17 protein-coding genes and 1 tRNA gene are annotated in these 15,538 nt (G+C 57.4%); 13 read left to right on the forward strand and 5 right to left on the reverse strand.

Features of this window, described 5'->3' with window-relative positions; genetic code table 11:
- Positions 1 to 267 precede the first annotated feature (267 nt).
- From AAYR33_02620 to AAYR33_02660, 9 genes are all read left to right on the forward strand, one after another.
- A complete protein-coding gene (locus tag AAYR33_02620; GenBank protein ID XAO71851.1) occupies positions 268 to 1,557 on the forward strand; it encodes a DUF445 domain-containing protein in 1,290 nt (429 codons plus the stop codon).
- A gap of 116 nt (positions 1,558 to 1,673) precedes the next feature.
- Positions 1,674 to 1,886, forward strand: a complete 213-nt coding sequence (locus tag AAYR33_02625; protein ID XAO71852.1) for an Rrf2 family transcriptional regulator — start codon at positions 1,674 to 1,676, stop codon at positions 1,884 to 1,886.
- Positions 1,831 to 2,145 carry an Rrf2 family transcriptional regulator gene (locus AAYR33_02630; GenBank protein XAO71853.1) on the forward strand — a complete coding sequence of 105 codons (315 nt, stop codon included), beginning with the start codon at positions 1,831 to 1,833 and terminating at the stop codon, positions 2,143 to 2,145. Before AAYR33_02625 ends, AAYR33_02630 begins: the two co-directional genes overlap by 56 nt.
- Complete coding sequence (gene sufB, locus AAYR33_02635) at positions 2,142 to 3,638, forward strand: Fe-S cluster assembly protein SufB (protein XAO71854.1); 1,497 nt, start codon at positions 2,142 to 2,144, stop codon at positions 3,636 to 3,638. The genes AAYR33_02630 and sufB overlap by 4 nt, the downstream gene beginning before the upstream one ends.
- A 10-nt stretch (positions 3,639 to 3,648) precedes the next feature.
- Positions 3,649 to 4,419, forward strand: a complete 771-nt coding sequence (gene sufC, locus AAYR33_02640; protein XAO71855.1) for a Fe-S cluster assembly ATPase SufC — start codon at positions 3,649 to 3,651, stop codon at positions 4,417 to 4,419.
- Complete coding sequence (sufD, locus tag AAYR33_02645) at positions 4,416 to 5,624, forward strand: Fe-S cluster assembly protein SufD (protein XAO71856.1); 1,209 nt, start codon at positions 4,416 to 4,418, stop codon at positions 5,622 to 5,624. The genes sufC and sufD overlap by 4 nt, the downstream gene beginning before the upstream one ends.
- Complete coding sequence (locus AAYR33_02650) at positions 5,621 to 6,868, forward strand: cysteine desulfurase (GenBank protein XAO71857.1); 1,248 nt, start codon at positions 5,621 to 5,623, stop codon at positions 6,866 to 6,868. Before sufD ends, AAYR33_02650 begins: the two co-directional genes overlap by 4 nt.
- Before the next feature lies 1 nt (position 6,869).
- The gene (locus AAYR33_02655; GenBank protein XAO71858.1) at positions 6,870 to 7,238 is read left to right on the forward strand and encodes an SUF system Fe-S cluster assembly protein; all 369 of its coding nucleotides are present in this window, start codon (positions 6,870 to 6,872) and stop codon (positions 7,236 to 7,238) included.
- Between the two features lie 21 nt (positions 7,239 to 7,259).
- Positions 7,260 to 7,628 (forward strand): iron-sulfur cluster assembly accessory protein, encoded by a 369-nt coding sequence (locus AAYR33_02660; GenBank protein XAO71859.1) that lies wholly within the window; start codon positions 7,260 to 7,262, stop codon positions 7,626 to 7,628.
- Here the strand turns inward: AAYR33_02660 and AAYR33_02665 are convergent.
- From AAYR33_02665 to AAYR33_02685, 5 genes are all read right to left on the reverse strand, one after another.
- The gene (locus tag AAYR33_02665; GenBank protein XAO71860.1) at positions 7,625 to 7,747 is read right to left on the reverse strand and encodes a hypothetical protein; all 123 of its coding nucleotides are present in this window, start codon (positions 7,745 to 7,747) and stop codon (positions 7,625 to 7,627) included. The genes AAYR33_02660 and AAYR33_02665 overlap by 4 nt on opposite strands.
- Before the next feature lie 140 nt (positions 7,748 to 7,887).
- Positions 7,888 to 8,151, reverse strand: coding sequence for a hypothetical protein (locus tag AAYR33_02670; GenBank protein ID XAO71861.1), 264 nt, complete (start codon positions 8,149 to 8,151; stop codon positions 7,888 to 7,890).
- A gap of 500 nt (positions 8,152 to 8,651) precedes the next feature.
- On the reverse strand, positions 8,652 to 8,912 hold the full coding sequence (locus tag AAYR33_02675) for a hypothetical protein (GenBank protein ID XAO71862.1): 261 nt from the start codon (positions 8,910 to 8,912) through the stop codon (positions 8,652 to 8,654).
- The gene (locus AAYR33_02680) at positions 8,912 to 10,804 is read right to left on the reverse strand and encodes a DEAD/DEAH box helicase (protein XAO71863.1); all 1,893 of its coding nucleotides are present in this window, start codon (positions 10,802 to 10,804) and stop codon (positions 8,912 to 8,914) included. Before AAYR33_02680 ends, AAYR33_02675 begins: the two co-directional genes overlap by 1 nt.
- A gap of 258 nt (positions 10,805 to 11,062) precedes the next feature.
- Positions 11,063 to 11,515: a hypothetical protein gene (locus AAYR33_02685; protein XAO71864.1), complete on the reverse strand. Its 453-nt coding sequence runs from the start codon at positions 11,513 to 11,515 to the stop codon at positions 11,063 to 11,065.
- Positions 11,516 to 11,701: 186 nt separating this feature from the next.
- On the opposite strand from AAYR33_02685, the gene AAYR33_02690 reads away from it, so the two are divergent.
- From AAYR33_02690 to AAYR33_02705, 4 genes are all read left to right on the forward strand, one after another.
- Positions 11,702 to 13,129 (forward strand): NAD(P)H-hydrate dehydratase, encoded by a 1,428-nt coding sequence (locus tag AAYR33_02690; GenBank protein ID XAO71865.1) that lies wholly within the window; start codon positions 11,702 to 11,704, stop codon positions 13,127 to 13,129.
- A gap of 64 nt (positions 13,130 to 13,193) precedes the next feature.
- Positions 13,194 to 13,278 (forward strand) — tRNA-Leu (locus AAYR33_02695).
- Between the two features lie 83 nt (positions 13,279 to 13,361).
- The gene (tig, locus tag AAYR33_02700) at positions 13,362 to 14,690 is read left to right on the forward strand and encodes a trigger factor (protein ID XAO72352.1); all 1,329 of its coding nucleotides are present in this window, start codon (positions 13,362 to 13,364) and stop codon (positions 14,688 to 14,690) included.
- Positions 14,691 to 14,828: 138 nt separating this feature from the next.
- Positions 14,829 to 15,467 carry an ATP-dependent Clp protease proteolytic subunit gene (locus AAYR33_02705; GenBank protein ID XAO72353.1) on the forward strand — a complete coding sequence of 213 codons (639 nt, stop codon included), beginning with the start codon at positions 14,829 to 14,831 and terminating at the stop codon, positions 15,465 to 15,467.
- Positions 15,468 to 15,538 lie beyond the last annotated feature (71 nt).

Consider the following 15,538-nt stretch of genomic DNA (forward strand, 5'->3'; position numbering starts at 1 on the left):
GTTCTGTCGGCAAGATCGTCTCAATATGCAAAGGAGGTTTAAGGGGTGCATTCTCTACAAGCGTTCGGTCGTGCGCAATGATGTTTCATAAGGCGACCGGAAGAATTTTAGGTTATCAGGGCGACTTGCGGGCGACAGTGACGCAGATGTAACGCAATCGCGGTCATGACGGTGCATGCGTGTAACAGGTCAGGGGCGTGCCGTCTGCCACGTAAAAAATCAGGCAGCCGGGTTTTATCCGATCGGGCCTTCAGACGTTGCAGGGTGATGCCGATATTTATCCAGTCAGATCAAAAAGCCGCGGACGCTTACCGAAAGATGCGGTGCGTGGCGACGGGAATGCTTGTCGCGATGGGTGGCGTCGGCATGATATCGACCGTTCTGCCCATGATGCATCTTATCAAAGAGGGTTGGCTCGTCGGGTTGATCGGGGCGGGTGCCCGTGCCGGTTTTGTGGGGGGGATTGCCGACTGGTTCGCGGTGACGGCGCTTTTTCGCCATCCGCTCGGACTGCCGATTCCCCATACGGCGATTCTCGTCCGCCAACAGGCGCGCCTGGCGGAGGCCACCGGACGATTTGTTGCGTCTCAGTTTTTTGATGAGGCTGAAGTCGCCCTCGCGCTTGAATCCGCGCAATTACCGGGCCGGTTGGCGGGCTGGCTGGGCCATGATGCCTTTCGCGCAAACTGCTCCGTCGCCATACGGGGCGCCCTGACGGGCTTGCTGGACCGGGTGGAGGATGGCACAGCGGCTTCCGCCATCCGGCGCGGCTTTGAGATGCTCGTGGCGGGTAAGGCGACTGGGCCGCTTCTGATCCGCATTCTGCGCAGTCTGGTGCGGGATGATCTGCATCAGGAGGTGGTTTCCTTCCTCCTTCTGCGTCTCAAAAACGCGATTCAGGAGAAGGAGGATCATCTTCGCCGCTTCATCCAGCGGCGCGTGACGGAGCAGGGGGGCAAAGTCGTGGGTTGGATGATCGGCCCTTCCGTCGCGCAGAAAGTGATCACGTCCCTTTATAATGAGCTCGAAGGAATCGACCCTGCCGACCCCCACATGCGGGAGAATATTACGGAATGGCTGCGGCGGGAGATTGATCTGCTTGAAAATGACGCGCCGCGCCGCGCCCATCTGGAGGAGAGCCTGCTGCGCCTGATCCGCCATGACAGCGCCCTGTCTTGGAGCGGGCAGATCTGGCACCGCCTCCGCAGCCGGATCGAGGATGATAGTGCGGCGGATGATGGTGTGACGGCCAAGTTCATCGATTCGATTCTGCTCAGCACGTCCCATCATCTGCAGTCCGACTCGGCAATGGCGCAGAAAGTCGACGCCACAATCCGCGCCATCATTTTGCGTGTTTTGCCCGCGGTCCGTGCCCAGCTCGCGCAATATATCGCCAGTGTCATGTCGAAATGGGACAGTCAAAGCCTGACAAACCGCCTTCAGGAGCAGATCGGGAAAGACCTGCAATATATCCGCGTCAATGGAACGCTGGTGGGGTTCATCATCGGCGCCATGCTGGAAGCCGCATCTCGCTTCTTCCGCATGACGATGCATTGAAAACGCGATAAAAAAATCTAAAAAACCCTTGACTGTAAACGGGACCGGGTCCATCTCAGGGGCAAAGAGGACTTACCTAGTCTTGAATGAATTTTTCCGAATGTCTGAGGTGAGCGATGTTGCGACTCTCCAAATTAGCTGATTACGCGGCGGTGCTACTGGTGCAGCTTGGCCAGCTGGACACGCTCGCGATGGCGTCCTCCCTTGCGCAATCCACGGGCGTGCCGGAGCCGATCGTTGCCAAGTTACTCAAGGGACTGGCCGGAGAGGGGCTTGTCACATCGTTTCGGGGGGGGGCACGGCGGGTATCGTCTGGGTCGTTCGCTTGATCAGATTTTAGTCGCATCGGTCATCACGTCGGTGGATGGGCCGATTCAGGTCACGGCCTGCGTCAATGGCCGCTATTGTGATGCAGGGCCTCTCTGCTCCCTATTCGGTCATTGGGATATGGTGAATGACGCTGTCTTCCGTGCGCTGGAAGCCATCACGCTGGCGGATATGATGCCGTCACGCCCCCAGGCAAAAGTGGCGCCTTTGGCCGGCATTATTGATACAAGCCCCCGTTATCGTCATGGAGCGTCTTCATGAGCGCGTCGACCGAGACTCGCGACACCATCGAATCCCTTGCCCAATCCGGGTATAAATGGGGGTTCGAGACCGATATCGATATGGAAATGGCCCCGAAGGGCCTTGATGAAGACATTATACGCTATATTTCCGCCCGGAAAGATGAGCCGCAATGGATGCTCGATTGGCGTCTTCAGGCTTATAAGGCATGGACATCCATGGCCCCGCCGCAATGGCAGAAGCCGAAATTCCCGCCGATCGATTTTCAGGACGCCCATTATTTCGCGCAGCCAAAAAAGAAGTCCGGCCAGAAATCTCTGGAAGAAGTCGACCCGGAACTGCTCAATACCTATGCCAAACTCGGTATCCCCTTGCATGAGCAGGCCATTCTGGCCGGTGTCGAGGGCGCTGATGCGCCTGCGGACGGACAACGTCCGCCCATCGCGGTGGATGCGGTCTTTGACAGTGTCTCGGTTATCACGACATTTCGTGAGACGCTGCGTGCGGCGGGTGTGATTTTCTGTCCGATTTCCGAAGCGATCCGGGAGCATAGCGACCTCGTCAAAAAATATCTTGGCAGTGTCGTGCCCGTCAGTGACAATTTTTACGCCGCGCTGAATTCGGCGGTTTTCACGGATGGTTCTTTCGTCTTCGTGCCGAAAGGCGTCAAATGCCCGATGGAGCTTTCAACCTATTTTCGGATCAATGCGCGCAATACCGGACAGTTTGAGCGGACGCTGATCATCTGTGAGGATGGGGCCTCCGTCTCCTACCTGGAGGGCTGCACCGCGCCCATGCGTGATGAAAATCAACTCCATGCCGCGGTTGTGGAGCTTGTTGCCTTGGATGACGCTTCCATCAAATATTCGACCGTGCAGAACTGGTATCCCGGTGATGCGGAAGGTCGCGGTGGAATCTATAATTTCGTCACGAAACGCGGCGCCTGCCGCGGCCGTAACGCCAAAATCTCATGGATGCAGGTTGAGACAGGCTCTGCCATCACCTGGAAATACCCATCCTGCATCCTGGCGGGGGAAGGGTCTGTCGGTGAATTCTACTCCGTGGCTGTCACGAATAATCATCAACAGGCGGATACAGGCACCAAGATGATCCATCTCGCGCCAAATACGCGCTCCACCATCATCGCCAAGACGGTCTCAGCGGGGCATTCGGACAGCACTTATCGCGGCCTTGTGCGGATGACGCCGCGCGCGCGGAACGCACGTAATTTTTCACAATGCGACAGTCTTCTGATCGGTGATCAATGCGGTGGCCACACAATTCCCTACATTGAAAATCGCAATTTCACCGCGCGGGTGGAGCATGAGGCAACGACATCCAAAATCTCCGAGGACCAGCTTTTTTATTGCCGGTCCCGCAGTATATCGGAGGAGGATGCGATGGGTTTGATCGTGAATGGTTTCTGTCGCGATGTCTTAAAGGAATTGCCCATGGAGTTCGCCGTGGAAGCGCAGAAGCTCTTACAGGTCAGTCTCGAAGGCAGTGTCGGATAGGATAAAGTGCATGAATGATTTTCTCAAAATTACCGACCTGCATGCCGAGGTCGCGATGTCGGAACCTCCCAAAAAAATCCTGAATGGACTGACCCTCTCGGTGCTACAGGGTGAGGTACACGCGATTATGGGGCCGAATGGCTCGGGCAAATCGACCCTCTCTTATATTCTGGCCGGGCGGGAGAATTACACCGTGACGGGCGGTTCCGCCCTGTTTAAAGGGCAGGATCTGCTTGCCTTGACACCGGAGGAACGCGCCGCTTTAGGTGTTTTCCTCGCTTTTCAGGCGCCGGTTGAGCTGCCGGGTGTCAATAATGCCAATTTCTTGCGCGTCGCCGTCAACGCGGTGCGGCGCGCGCGTGGTGAGGTGGAGCTGGACGCTGTCGCCTTCCTGAAAGCGGTGCGCGCTGAGACGAAGCATCTGCACATGTCTGATGAAATGCTGAAGCGTAACGTCAATGAGGGTTTCTCAGGCGGGGAAAAGAAGCGCAATGAGGTGCTTCAGATGCGCATGCTGCGTCCGTCATTCGCCATCCTTGATGAAACGGATAGCGGGCTGGACATCGACGCGTTGCGCATCGTCGCGGAGGGCGTCAACAGCCTGCGCGGCCCTGATTTTTCCGCGCTGATCATCACGCATCACCAGCGCCTGCTCAACTACATCAAGCCGGACCGCGTCCATGTTATGGCCAAGGGGCGAATCCTGCATAGTGGTGACGCGTCCGTGGCGGTCGAGCTCGAATCGAAAGGTTATACGCGTTATCTGGAAGGTGCGGCATGACGGCGACGCCACACATGCCGCCCGGTCTCGCTGGCTTTCTTGATCGCGCCGGGTCAGGTGAGGGGGCGCGTTTATTGCGGGAAACCGGCCTGCCCCATCGACGCCTCGAGGTCTGGCGTTACACAAACCCACATTCCCTTTCGGAGCAGGTTTATGCCGCGCCATCGCAACCGGACGCTGTCACCTTCTCCGCACTTCTCAGCAAGCTCCCTGACCTGCCAGGCCGCCGCGTCACTTTTGTTAATGGCGTTCTGGCGGAAGGTGATGCGGGCGCTCGCGCAAGGGATCCTGATCGCAAACCATCCGACACCGTAATTTCGCCTCTGACGGTGCTGAATGGTGCCTTGCGCCAACCGGGCCTCACCCTTGAAATCGGGGAGGGGGTTGATGAAGGCATCGTCAGTCTCACCGCGCTAAATCAGCATGAAACCCTGTCTTCAACTCATTTGCATCATCATATTCATCTGAAGTGCGGTGCGCGCCTCATCCTTCTCGATTTCCAGAAAGGTAACAGCCCCTACCTGGCCAATCCCGTCTATGATCTCGATGTGGGACCGGGTGCGACCCTTGCGCATATCCGCATTATTGAGGATAGCCGCGCGGCTGAATCCCTCTCCGTAATTGAGGCGCGTGTCGCAGCAGGTGGCGTTTATAACAGCTTCACATTGGTCCTCGGCGGGGCGCTTTCCCGGCAGGAAATTTACGCCCATCTCATTGAAGAGGGTGCGGCCGTGCACATTAACGGCGCTCAACTGATCGGGACGGGCCAAACGGGTGATATCACCTCCGTCATCAATCACACGGCGGCGCATTGCCAATCGCGCCAGACTGTCGCGAATGTGATTTACGGGCGTGGCAAAGGGGTCTTTCAAGGCAAAGTCGTCGTTGCACCGCACGCGCAGAAGACGGATGGTTTCCAGATGAATCAGGCGCTGCTTCTATCGCCTGAGGCGGAGATCAACAGTAAGCCGGAGCTTGAGATTTACGCGGATGACGTTAAATGCTCCCACGGGGCAACGGTCGGGGCCATTGATGATGAGCAGCTTTTTTATCTGCGCACGCGCGGCATTGATGAGTCTCGCGCACGGGAAATGCTGATTGAGGCTTTTCTGATGGAGGTGATCGCGCTGGCACCTTGCGAGGCTCTGCTGCCGTTTTTGCATCAACGTGTCGCCGCATCCGCCAGTCTGAGACATGTTTCATGAGTGACGTCGCTTCCCACACCTTATTGCGTGACGATTTCCGCAGTCATTTCCCGATTTTGAGGGAAAAAGTGCACGGGCGGCCCTTCACTTATCTTGATAGCGCCGCATCCGCCCAAAAGCCGGAAGTTGTTATCGAAGCGACGGCCGACGTGATGCGTCACCAATATGCCAATATCCATCGCGGCCTGCATTATATGAGTGAGCACACGACTGAGGCCTATGAAGCCGTGCGCACGAAAGTCGCACGCTTTCTCAATGCGCCGCGGCGGGAAGAAGTCATCTTCACACGCAACAGCACGGAGGCGATCAATCTCGTCGCCTATAGCTTCGGGAGCCTCCTTAAACCTGGTCAGGCCGTGTTGATCTCGGAGTTGGAGCATCATTCCAACATCATTCCCTGGCAGCTTCTTCGGGATCGATGCGGGATCTCCCTGCGTGTCGCGCCGATCACGCCGGAGGGGGATCTCGATCTCGACGCGATGGAAGCGCTTCTCTCGGACGGGAAGGTCGCGCTGGCTGCTGTCACGCATATGTCCAACGTGTTGGGAACCCTCACCCCCATTTCCCGTATCGCCGCGCTTGCGCATCAATATGGCGCGAAACTGCTTGTCGATGGGTCGCAATCCGTTGTGCACGGGGCCGTTGACCTTGAAAAGCTCAGCGCGGATTTCTTCGTCTTCACCGGTCACAAACTTTATGGTCCGACCGGCATTGGCGTCCTCTGGGGACGCACGGCCCTGCTTGAAGCGATGCCTCCTTTTATGGGCGGGGGCGAGATGATTGAAAGCGTAACCTTTGAGTCCTCCAGCTGGGCACCCATCCCGCATAAATTTGAGGCGGGGACACCGCCCATCATTGAGGTGATCGGGCTGGGCGCAGCGATTGATTTCCTCGAAAAATATGATCGAGCGCAGCTTCGGGCGGAGGAACAGTCTTTAACCAAAACGTTGCTGGCGGCATTGGGCACTGTCAAAGCGGCGCGCGTCATTGGCGCACCGGCGCAGCGTGGTGGCGTCGTATCCTTTACGCTCGGCAATATCCACCCGCATGATCTCGCCGTTTTGCTGGATCAGCAGGGGATTGCAATCCGCGCCGGGCAGCATTGCGCGGAGCCACTTATGCGGCGACTCGGTGTGACGGCGACGGTGCGGGCGAGTCTGGCGGCCTACTCCACCCAGCAGGATATTGAAGCCCTGATGGCGGGGATTGAAAAAGCCCAGTTCGTTTTCGGGAAAGGACGTTGATATGAGTGCCATCCCACGTCACGTCCTGACTCAGGCGTTCAACCCGCCTGAAGAGGCCGCTTCTCCTCATTTAAATGAAGATCAGATCATCGGTGCGATTGCCTCGGTCTATGACCCGGAAATACCGGTCAATATCTATGAATTGGGCCTGATTTACGCGGTCGATATTTACGAGGATGGGCGCGTCAATATTGAAATGACGCTGACAGCCCCCAATTGTCCGAGTGCGCAGGAGCTTCCTTTACAGGTTAAGCAGGCGGTTGAATCCGTGCCGGGCGTGACGGAGGCGAAGGTTGAGATCGTCTGGACCCCTCCCTGGGATATGAGCCGCATGAGCGATGAAGCCCGGCTTGCGTTGAATATGTTTTGAGAGTCTGACAAGAGGTCTGTCATGCAGGATAACCACCCCGCCACCCCCCAACGTCCCTCCCTGCCGCCTTTGATGGAGATGACGGAAAACGCCGTATCCCGTTTGCGGGCGCTTTATGCAGGAGCGCAGAAGGGGAAGACGCTGCGCATCTCTGTTTCGAACCGTGGTTGTTCCGGCAAATCTTACGAGATGGATTTCGTTGACGCGCCGAACCCGGGTGATGAATCGGTGGTGAAGGATGATGTTCGTCTTTTCGTCGATCGCAAAGCCACACTTTTCCTCATTGGGACGGTGATGGATTTCGAGGCCGGTATGATGCAGTCCGGTTTCACGTTCTTCAACCCGAATGAAAAAGGGCGTTGCGGCTGCGGCGAGAGCTTTTTTACCTAAGCAAGGCGCTTCGCCCGCCTTTTACGGTCCAAAGTCAACGCTACAACCGCTTCAACCTCCGCAGACCAGAGGAACTGGTCGATGACGGACCAGCTCAATAAAGCGTAGCCCTGCCGCATGAATGGTGCGAGATCGTTCACCAGGGCTTGCCGGGTTGCAACTGACATAGATGACGTCTATGACGCCAGCTTCGGCAACCCGCGCCGCCTGTATCCCTGGGTCCATGCGCGGCGGGTCCATGACGACGAGACGAGATCTCTCATGTTCTTTCTGTTGCAGGGGCTGGCGGGCCAGATCCCTGACTGAACATGAGAGACATTTTCCCGTCCGGGCAGCATCCAATGCCGCGACGGAAGACGCCGCCTCCCTCATACGCTTCGACAAAACCATGTGCGCTGAGGGGCAGAGTCAATGTGCCCATGCCGCTATAAAGCTCGGTAATCCGGTCGCGCTTATTAAGTTTCGGAAGAGCCTCACAGATAGAGGCGATGATGGCACCCTCACCGGAGGCGGTAGGCTGCATGAAGGATCCGGGCGGCGGGGACAACGTCGTGCCTGAAAAATCATGCGTGACGGGGCGCAATTGTGCGATAACTTCCGGCTTATTATCGTAGGATTTGCCTTGTCGCCAGCAAATTCGCGGAATGCGATGCGAGGCTGCGAAGGCTGCGATTTTGCCACGATCCGACAGGGAGGCGCGGCATTCGCGCCAATGACAATATCCGCACCAGAATCGAAGAGATTAATATGGAGATCCGCCTCACGTGAGATCGCGCCGAGACGGCGCATCAAATCACGCAAAGGTGCCAGCAACGCGAAAATCTGGGGGTCGAGAAGCTGGCAGGATGTCATATCGACCGGCGCGCTTTTGCGCTGATGGAGGCCGATCACCACACCACCCCCATTTTTCACCACGGCAAGATCGACACGGCGGTGGGATAGGGGCGCAGATTAATGCAAAAGGGTGGGTGCGGGGACGTCAAGGCTCGCACGTTCTAGCGCCGCTTGCACGCGAGCGCGCTTTCAGCTCAGCTGATCGAAGAAAGAAATACGCTGCGTCGCGCACCCGCCACATCGCGTAAAAATGGTGCAGGGCGGGGCGATGGCGTGCGGGGCGGGGGACACTAGATGATGTTCCAAGCAATTGTCTGCCTCATCCGCCTGAAGGTCGAGAACATCTCCGGGAACAAGATAAGGAAAGTAATAGGGGCGCGCACCAATTCGGGCAACACCGTCTCCCTCTCGCCCCAAAGAAGCGATCTCCACGCGATGCGTCGCCGACATTATTCGGGTGAACCGACAGCGCCTGTATCCGTGATACGGTTCCGTCGCGGCGCATTCATGAAGTTTGGCACCGTGCTTCCGAAACCTGGCCCGTCATGGTCCGTCACCGCCTGGATGTTGTCACGTTCCTGGCGGGGGGAGGGGCGTTTACCGTCACGATGGCGTTCCCGCTGGCCCTGATGCGGAATCTCATCGCATTTTGTCTCGGCAGGATTCCGCTCTTTCTGACGATGATTTCGCTGCCGGTTCGTGCGGGGATCCGCCTCATCGCGCCAATCCGCTGTTTCGACACCGTCAATTTCGGGTTGTGGCAGCTTTTTATGGGTCAGCTCTTCAATAGCATCGAGAAGCGGTTTCTGCGTCGGGGTCGCGAGGCTAAAAGCATGGCCGGTTTTGCCTGCGCGGCCCGTGCGCCCGATGCGATGCACGTAATCTTCAGCATTGAAAGGCAGGTCAAAATTAAAAACGTGAGATAACCCGCCAATATCAATGCCGCGCGCCGCGACATCAGAACAGACCAGAATTTTGATATCGCCGTTTTTAAACTGCTCCAGCGTCTTGAAGCGCGTCGCCTGATGCAGGTCGCCATGCAGGTGACCGACGGAGAAATGATGCTTATGCAGCGATTTCTGCAGGATATCGACATCACGTTTGCGATTGCAGAAGACAATCGCATTCTGCACATTTTCCCGCTGGAGGAGCGTGCGTAGGGTGCGGCGCTTTTCGCGCTCCTCCACAATGATTAAAGCTTCCTCGATGGTCGTTGCCACGGATGAGGGGCGTGAAACCGTGATTTCCTCCGGATTACGGAGAAATTGATCGGCGAGGCTCCGGATCTCCGGTGCCATGGTGGCGGAGAAGAAAAGCGTCTGACGATGGGCCGGTAACAGCGATGTGATGCGCTGGACATCGGGGATGAAGCCCATATCCAACATGCGATCCGCCTCATCAATCACGAGGATGCCCGCCTGATTAAGCAGAAGCCCGCCGCGATCGTACAGATCCAGCAAACGGCCGGGTGTCGCGATCAGGATATCAACACCCTGATTAAGGGCCGCGCGCTGATCCATCATGCTCTCGCCGCCAATCAAAAGGGCGTGATTGAGGTTCAGATGCTTGCCGTAAAGATTGAGATTTTCAGAAACCTGTAGTGCAAGCTCCCGCGTTGGCTCCAGAATGAGGGAGCGCGGCATACGGGCCCGTGCGCGGGAACCCGTCAGGATTTCCAGCATCGGGAGGGTGAAGGAGGCGGTCTTCCCCGTACCTGTCTGCGCCACACCGAGCACGTCTCGATGACGAATCACGAACGGGATTGCGCGCGCCTGGATAGGCGTCGGGCGTTCGTAACCGATTTCTTCAATCGCCTTCAGAAGGGGGGCGCATAAGCCAAGCGTATCAAAGGGGGGGAGGTCCTCTTCCTCCGGTTTCGGTGCTTCGGCCTGCGCGACGTCAGAGGGGGCCGACCGACTCGCCTGAGACGTCATTTCATCCCGCTGGATCGCCTTTTTTCCGCGGGCGCGACGTGTCACCGGTGCTTTGCGGCTTTTCGCAACTGGCTCCGGCGCGGCGGCTGGCGACGTGGCGAGCGTTTCTGTAACCGTTTCAGAGGCGTCAGGCGCGACAATGTCCGCGACCTCTGGCTTTCTGCGGGTGCGACGTTTCGGCTTGTCGGTTGATGCAGTTGCGGGGGCTTCCGCCTCCGTGGAAGAAGCGCGGGATTTAGAGGGCGCGCGGCGTTTCTTTGGCGTGGCAACTTCTTTTTCAGAAGTCACCTCCATACCTGTTTCCAAGGATACCGGCTTTGGCGCGGCTTTTGCACGGGTGGCACGCTTGCGCGCGGGCTTGGTCGGTGCACTGTCCTCTGGTGGGGCAGCGTCACTTTCGGGCGTCATTTGGCTCTCACCCTTGACAGATCGAGACCGTGATGGGGTCGCTTTACGCGGTGTGGGCGCGGAGATTTGGTCTTGGTAGGTACAGAGCTGTTTGACAAAAAACCGCCTTCTGATGACACGGTTCAATACCGGGGTGAGGCGCAACGCTGGATTCCGGAAGCGCGCAACGATCGGGACATATTCGCGTCCCTATATCGGATAACTGACTTAAGGTTCAATGATAACATGTCCAGAGCAGCGGTAAGAAACAATTTTTGTTCAAATCCCGCTATTTATGACGCCTGCGACAATCGCAACAACGCCCAGCGCACTCATCAATATGAGTCGGTAGTAAATCGCCCGCAATGTTTCCGGCTTTGAGCGGATGGCGCGCCGCGCGGTACGGAAAGGTCCAAAATAACATGAAATGAACAAAATAGCCATCAGCAGCGCCGCGCCCTGCATCGCATTAATCGGCCAGGGCAGGGCGGAGAAACGGCCGATGCGCGTGACGAGAAGCCAGCCCGTCACCAATGTGACCAGCATGACAGGCCATAAAATACGGAAATAGCGCGTAAGCGCGGCGAGGATAATGTTGTGGCGTTGCACGGCGTCCAGCGCACGGACACTAGCCCGCATCACGGTGACGATAAACCCGCCACCGCCGACCCATGTAATGATCCCGATAATGTGAAGGGTTAAAACAACATCCCACAAGACTGCGTTGATCATCTCATCTCCAAGTCAGGTTTTCGGCTTGCACGGTTATCACGATTTGGCGAAGCTGCAAGGGGGTAAAGCAGGCGCGCCACGCCATCGACGTTGCCCACAGCGCATATGCCGCCGCAGTGCCGCGATTTTCTTGGCCTCAGGTCGGGGTGACGTGGCGGCGCGTCTTTCAGGATAGGGGTATCGAGCGTGTCATTGCCGCATCAGTTCATTCAAAGGGCCGTGCTGACTCCAGCGGAATTTGCCGCGCTGGATGCGGCGGCGGCCCGGATCATCGGCATGGAAACGCTGATCGCACGCGCAGGGTGGTGCGTGGCGCGGGAAGTCATGTCACGCTACGCACTGTCCCGTGTTCTTATCCTTTGCGGGCCGGGCAATAATGGACGCGATGGTCAGGAGACAGCGAAGAACCTGGCGCGGGCGGGATGGGACGTTTGTGTGACATTTTACCGCGACGCACCGCAGTCACCACCGGAATGGCTTGCGCGGTCGGGGATTACGATGGTGCCCTTCACCGCTGAGGAAGCAGCGCGCGTGGATCTCGTGATTGATGCTGTTTTCGGCGCGGGGCTGAACCGCCCCCCGGATGCCGCCTTGATATCGGTGCTGCGCGCGGCGCAGCGGCGTGTCGCCATTGATGTGCCCTCTGGTGCGGATGGTGCGACAGGCCATTTGCCTGACGACGCACCTGAATATGATCTGACCGTGACCTTCGTGCGGCTGAAACCGGCGCATCTCCTCGCCCCGGCAAGATTTCTGATGGGTGAGATTGTCTGCCGCGATATCGGCATGGATGACGCGCTTGTCGCGCAATATGCCGGTCAAGTGTTTCATAATAGTCCTGAGCTTTGGGACGTGCCGGCCATGTCGATGACAGGCCATAAATATGATCGCGGCATTGTCAGTATTATTGGTGGTGCCGTTATGCCCGGGGCCACGCGTCTGGCGGTGGATGGGGCGCGCCGCAGTGGCGCGGGCCTTGTCCGCATCGCGGCCGGGCCTTCAGCGCCTCTCTACCATATTGTTGCGCCAGCGGATGTGATCGTCGATGCAGCCCCCCTTGAAACATTGCTGGATGACGCACGTCGGAAATGCTGGATCTGCGGCCCCGGCCTGATGGAGGATGAGGTTGGCGCGAGCTTCGATATTCTGGTGGGTGTGGGGCGTCAGATTGTTGCAGATGCGGGCGCGCTCGCCTGGGCCGGGTCCGCGCCCGAGAAGTTGAGGGGCGCAACTGTCATCACACCTCATAAGGGTGAATTTGCACGGCTCTTCGGCGGAAAGCCCCATGATTTGATTGAGACGACACGTCGGGCGGCCGTGACCACCGGCGCGGTCGTCATTTTAAAAGGCGCGTCAACGGTTATCGCCGCGCCGGATGGCCGCGTTGCCATCAACACCCACGCCTCCTCCAAACTGGCAACGGCAGGCTCCGGCGATACGTTGAGCGGCGTCATCGCGACCCTTCTCGCATGTGGGATGGCGCCGTGGGAGGCGGGTTGCGCCGCTGTCTGGATACATGGGGAGGCCGGACGTCGCGCAGGTCCGTGGCCCCCGGCGGAGGAATTGGCCCAGCATCTTGGCGCTGCGCGGGAAAGCGCAGAACGCCGCTTGTGAAAAACGCCGGATTGCTGTAAGCCGCGCGGCAAAGCCTTAGAGCGATCTCAAGGCCTGACTTTATGCGGGCGTGGTGGAATTGGTAGACACGCCAGACTTAGGATCTGGTGGCGTAAGTCGTGGGGGTTCAAGTCCCTCCGCCCGTACCAACTTAATTTTTGCTGTCGACGCAAAGAGGTCCATGCCTGGCACGATCGTCGATAGCAGCTTCGTCGAGAGGATCGCCTGGAAGATGCAGGTTACGCAAACGCAATCCGAAGGTCTCAAGCGTGAATTTAAAGTCACGGTGCCCGCATCCGACCTGCAGGAACGCCGCGCCGCCCGGTTGCAGGAGCTTGCGCGCACGGTCAATATTCCCGGCTTTCGCTCCGGCAAAGTGCCGGCATCGGTCGTAAAACAGCGTTTCGGCCAGTCGGTCGAGGGGGAAGTCCTCGATAAGACGATCAATGAATGCGTGTCGGAGCTGATGAAGACGCATGATCTGCATCCTGCATCTCAGCCCAAAGTGGATGTCGGCCAGCTTGACGATGCGAGTGACCTTGAATTCACGCTGAACCTTGAAGTCCTGCCCGCGATCACCATCCCGGAAACGTCGGATATCACCTTGACGCGCCTGATCGCGAAACCGGCTCAGGACGGAATTGACAAGGCGTTGGAGGAGCTTGCCAAGCGGAATCGCAGCTTTGAGGATATCGAGGAAGCCCGCCCCGCCAAGGAAGGTGACGTGCTGAACGTCAATTTCGTCGGGAAGATCGATGGCACCCCCTTTGATGGCGGCACGGTCAATGACGTCAATGTCGAAATTGGTGGTGCCGGCTTCATCTCCGGCTTCGCTGAGCAGATTGAAGGCATGTCGGCCGGTGGAGAAAAAACCATCAATGTGACCTTTCCGGCTGATTATCAGGCAAAAGAGCTTGCTGGGAAGGAGGTGCAGTTTGAGATCAAGGCCAACAGCCTCAGAAAGCCGGTCGACCCGGCGATTGATGATGAACTCGCCAAGAAAATGGGCTTTGAGTCGCTGGAGAAATTGCAGGAGCTGATTTCAAGCCAGGTTGAAAATGAATATTCCCAGCTGACCCGTCTGCGCATCAAGCGGGAATTGCTCGACAAACTCGCCGAGAGAACAGATTTCGAGGCGCCGGAATCGATGATTGAAGCCGAATTCGGGCAGATTTGGCAGCGTATTGAGCAGGACCGGCAGAATGGTTCACTCGATGAAGAGGATGCCAGCAAGTCGGAGGATGATCTCAGATCGGACTACCGCAAGATCGCCGAGCGCCGTGTGAAACTCGGACTGCTTCTGGCGGAGATCGGTCGTGAGAAGGAGATTTCCGTCTCACGTGAAGAGCTGATGGGCGCCGTGCAGCAGGAGGCCATGCGCTATCCCGGGCAGGAGCAGACTGTTTTTGAATTTTTCGGGAAAAACCCACAAGCTGTTGAAGGTTTGCGCGGGCCGATTCTGGAGAATAAGGTCGTCGATTATCTCATCGAGCTTGCGCAGGTGACGGATAAGGAAGTGACGCCGGAGGAACTGGCTGACATGCCGGGCGCCAGCCTCTAATAAGATCATCACAGAAAATCCTGGAATCGGGGTCGGGCTTCCTGAGCGGGTCCGGCCCTGTTTCATTTTTCTGAGTCAGTGACATTTCACAACAATCCGTTATCATGTGATTTCAGTTGTTTTTAGCGAGGGGTGACTATGTCCATCGAGGATCGCAATCCGTTCGAGATATCTAATAATGCGCTGGTCCCGATGGTCGTGGAGCAGACCTCCCGCGGTGAGCGCGCATTCGATATTTACTCCCGCCTTTTGCAGGAGCGCATTATTTTCCTGACCGGGCCGGTTTATGATCAGGTGGCCTCCCTCATCTCCGCACAATTGCTTTATCTGGAGAGCGTTAATCCCTCCAAGGAGATTTCGTTCTATATCAACAGCCCGGGTGGCGTCGTATCCGCAGGTTTGGCGATATACGACACGATGCGTTACATCCGGTGCTCCGTCAGCACAGTGTGTGTTGGTCAGGCGGCTTCCATGGGCTCCCTTCTGCTGGCGGCGGGTGAGAAGGGGCGACGCTTCTGCCTGCCCAATGCACGTGTCATGGTGCATCAACCTTCCGGCGGGGCGCAGGGCGTGGCAGCGGATATTGAGATCCAGGCGAAAGAGATCCTCATCATCCGCGACCGGTTAAACGAAATTTATCGAACACATACCGGTCGTTCTCTCAAGGAGATTGAGGGCGCGCTTGATCGCGATAATTACCTGTCCGCGGAGCAAGCCCGGAAATTCGGCCTTATTGATGAGGTCGTCGCGGATCGGATGAAAGAGCCGGTAAAATAATTCTCTATTGATTGCATGACGGGTAAACCGCCATAATGTTATTTCCTTATCGGCGCTTCGCGCGGTTTCTG

This window comes from Acetobacteraceae bacterium (assembly GCA_039613835.1).
GTDB lineage: Bacteria > Pseudomonadota > Alphaproteobacteria > Acetobacterales > Acetobacteraceae > Sorlinia.

What these genes read in the sequence shown, in the direction of transcription:
- sufD (XAO71856.1), top strand. Translation starts at nt 4,416, where the DNA reads ATGACGGCGACGCCACACATGCCGCCCGGTCTCGCTGGCTTTCTTGAT.
- AAYR33_02650 (XAO71857.1), top strand. Translation starts at nt 5,621, where the DNA reads ATGAGTGACGTCGCTTCCCACACCTTATTGCGTGACGATTTCCGCAGT.
- tig (XAO72352.1), top strand. Translation starts at nt 13,362, where the DNA reads ATGCAGGTTACGCAAACGCAATCCGAAGGTCTCAAGCGTGAATTTAAA.
- AAYR33_02660 (XAO71859.1), top strand. Translation starts at nt 7,260, where the DNA reads ATGCAGGATAACCACCCCGCCACCCCCCAACGTCCCTCCCTGCCGCCT.
- AAYR33_02685 (XAO71864.1), bottom strand. Translation starts at nt 11,515, where the DNA reads ATGATCAACGCAGTCTTGTGGGATGTTGTTTTAACCCTTCACATTATC.
- AAYR33_02665 (XAO71860.1), bottom strand. Translation starts at nt 7,747, where the DNA reads ATGCGGCAGGGCTACGCTTTATTGAGCTGGTCCGTCATCGACCAGTTC.
- AAYR33_02705 (XAO72353.1), top strand. Translation starts at nt 14,829, where the DNA reads ATGTCCATCGAGGATCGCAATCCGTTCGAGATATCTAATAATGCGCTG.
- AAYR33_02675 (XAO71862.1), bottom strand. Translation starts at nt 8,912, where the DNA reads ATGTCGGCGACGCATCGCGTGGAGATCGCTTCTTTGGGGCGAGAGGGA.
- sufC (XAO71855.1), top strand. Translation starts at nt 3,649, where the DNA reads ATGAATGATTTTCTCAAAATTACCGACCTGCATGCCGAGGTCGCGATG.
- AAYR33_02655 (XAO71858.1), top strand. Translation starts at nt 6,870, where the DNA reads ATGAGTGCCATCCCACGTCACGTCCTGACTCAGGCGTTCAACCCGCCT.
- AAYR33_02620 (XAO71851.1), top strand. Translation starts at nt 268, where the DNA reads ATGCCGATATTTATCCAGTCAGATCAAAAAGCCGCGGACGCTTACCGA.
- sufB (XAO71854.1), top strand. Translation starts at nt 2,142, where the DNA reads ATGAGCGCGTCGACCGAGACTCGCGACACCATCGAATCCCTTGCCCAA.
- AAYR33_02625 (XAO71852.1), top strand. Translation starts at nt 1,674, where the DNA reads ATGTTGCGACTCTCCAAATTAGCTGATTACGCGGCGGTGCTACTGGTG.
- AAYR33_02680 (XAO71863.1), bottom strand. Translation starts at nt 10,804, where the DNA reads ATGACGCCCGAAAGTGACGCTGCCCCACCAGAGGACAGTGCACCGACC.
- AAYR33_02670 (XAO71861.1), bottom strand. Translation starts at nt 8,151, where the DNA reads ATGCAGCCTACCGCCTCCGGTGAGGGTGCCATCATCGCCTCTATCTGT.